A 2,380-nucleotide genomic window follows, 5' to 3' on the forward strand; every position below is an offset into this window, starting at 1 on the left:
CCAACTGCGCCGTGCCCTGCGCACTGCGCTGCTCCGGGTCGGTGATCAACCCGGCGTAGAGCTGCTGTTGTTGTTTCAGACGCTGTGCGACCACGCCATCGGCCGGGTCGAGCTGGCTGACCAGTGCACTGGAATACAGCTGCTCGCGGTGCAGCTGGTAGGTGCCCAGCACCGCCGAGCCGGCCAAGCCGCCCAGGGTCTGGGTGATCGACAGGGTGACCAGGAAGGTAATCATGTGGTCCACGCCCTGCTTCAATGCCTGGGTGATGCCGAGCATGATCAACGGCCCCATGAACATGCCGGCGCCCACCGAGGCCAGGAACTGGCTGGCGTAGAAATCGTGCGGGCGGTCCAGGCTGGTGCGGCTCTGGTCGAGCAGGGCCGCGCTGCCGAGCAGCAGAATGGCCATCAGCAGCTGGGCGATGATGCGCTTGGGGCCGAAGGTGAGCGAGGCGGCCGCGATGCCGGTGACCACACCGGCCAGGATCACCCCGAACAACGGGCGCATCTGGTCCGGCCCCATGCCCAGCTGGCGCATCAACCCGACCACGCCGTACGACTGTTCGGTGGTGAGAAAGCGGATCAGGAACGCGCCGACGATGAAGTGCAGCACCGGCAGGCTGGCCAGCCAGCGCGTCTGCAGCAGCGGGTTGCGCCGGTAATGCTCGAGGATGAAGCCGGCGGTGGCCAGCGCGACGGAGGCCACCAGCGCCCACCCCAGCCACGGYGTATCCAGCCACCAGCGCACATAGCCCTGGGCCAGCACCACCACCAGCAGGCCCACTGCCGGGGCGAGCAGGGCGAAGGTGAGGAAGTCCAAAGGCTCGAATGCCTTGATCTGCACGCCCGGCGGCAGCTTCAACACCACCACCGCGGCGAACGCGCACAGGGCCAGACCGGCCTCGAACAGATACAGGTTGTGCCACTGGCCGGTGTCCACCAGCCCCGGCGACACCAGCCAGGCGATCGGCACCGCCAGCTGCGAGATGCCCACGCCGATCACCAGCAGGTTGCCGGTATATTTGCGCGGCAGCGACTGCAGCATGTACAGCGTGCCCAAGGTGCTGCAGGCAGCGCCGGCGAACCCGCTGGCCGCGCGGGTCAGCACGGTGGTTTCATAGCTGCCCACGAACAGGTGCAGCACCGCCAGCGCCGCATACAGGCCCAGGCCGATCTCGGCGAACAGGCGGATGCCGTACTGCTGGCGGAACTTGAAGGCGAGCAGGTTGGCGGTGACATTGACCATCGCATAGGCGGCCACCAGCCAGCTGCCCTGCGCCGGGGTCAGGCCAAGCTGGCCCTGCATGAAAGGCAGGTTGGCGGTGACCAGCGCATTGCCCAGGCCACCGGTGATGCCCACCAGCAGCGCCACGGCGGCATAGGCCACGCGCCGGTGCCAGGGATGCCACGGCATCGACGCCGAGCCGGGCAGCGTCGGCTTCTCGTGGTCTTCCCAGTCCGGGATGGGTTTGAGGTACTGCGCCATCAGCCCTCCGCGTCGACGGGTCCCTGCAGTCCGGTACGCAGCAACTGCAGGGCGCGCGCCACCAGCTTGGCCCGCTCTTCGCGGGACTTGCCACGCAGCGCGGCTCCCAGCATGCCTGAGATCAGTGAAATGTCCGTCACCTGCAGGTCCGCACGGCACAGACCCGCGGCGATCGCGCGCTGGATCGGTGCTTCCAGCAGGCCCCAGATGGTGTGCCGGGCGGCCTTGATGGCCGGGTCATCGGGGTCCACCGCGCGCCAGTAGTCCGACAACGCCGGCGACTGCACGATGCGGGCGGCCATGCCTTCGAGCACTTCGAACAACGCATCATCGCGCTCGCCCAGGCTCTGTACCTGGCGGTTGATGCGAGCCACCGTGCGCTGCAGCAGCGCCTCCACCAGCGCGGTGCGGTCGGGGAAATTGCGGTAGAGGGTGGCGCGGCCGACCTGCGCGCGTTCGACCACCAGGTCGAGCGGGGCGGTGACGCCATGCTGCCCGAACACCGCATCGGCGGCATCCAGGATGAGGGCACGGCGGGCAGCCGCATCGGCGCGTTGGGAAGTCATGGGGCATGATCGGACAATCATGTCCGCAAGGAAAGTGTCCGCCGCGCCACCGCAGCATGCCGGTGGGCGCCTGCTCGGCAAGATCAAGGCGGGGTGAAGCCCGGCGCTGACGGTGGAGCAGTGGGTAGAGTCGAGCCGTGCTCGACTGCCGACCCTGCCAAACTGCGCGACGACAGCATCATCTCGACGAAACCGGCGTTGCTTCAAGCCTTGCCGCGCTGCGCGCCGGCAGCGGGCAAACCGTTGCCTCTACCGGCGGAAAAAAGCGTTCTTTGTTCCTATGCGGGGCGAGCAGAAGCGTGCTTTGACCCTTTCCAGGCGCGGCGGT

2 protein-coding genes are annotated in these 2,380 nt (G+C 67.9%); both read right to left on the reverse strand.

Annotation, left to right across the window (positions count from 1 at the left end; all coding sequences use genetic code 11):
* A partial coding sequence (locus AC1DQP_RS19515) for an MFS transporter (RefSeq protein WP_478052303.1) occupies nucleotides 1-1,489 on the reverse strand: 1,489 nt, incomplete at its 3' end.
* A complete protein-coding gene (locus AC1DQP_RS19520; RefSeq protein WP_128095414.1) occupies nucleotides 1,486-2,052 on the reverse strand; it encodes a TetR/AcrR family transcriptional regulator in 567 nt (188 codons plus the stop codon). The genes AC1DQP_RS19515 and AC1DQP_RS19520, both read right to left, overlap by 4 nt.
* Nucleotides 2,053-2,380 lie beyond the last annotated feature (328 nt).

Source organism: Stenotrophomonas sp. P5_A8, assembly GCF_056400545.1.

Bases quoted from the DNA above. Each gene is read 5' to 3' on its own strand.
- AC1DQP_RS19520 (WP_128095414.1), bottom strand. From the start codon at position 2,052: ATGACTTCCCAACGCGCCGATGCGGCTGCCCGCCGTGCCCTCATCCTG.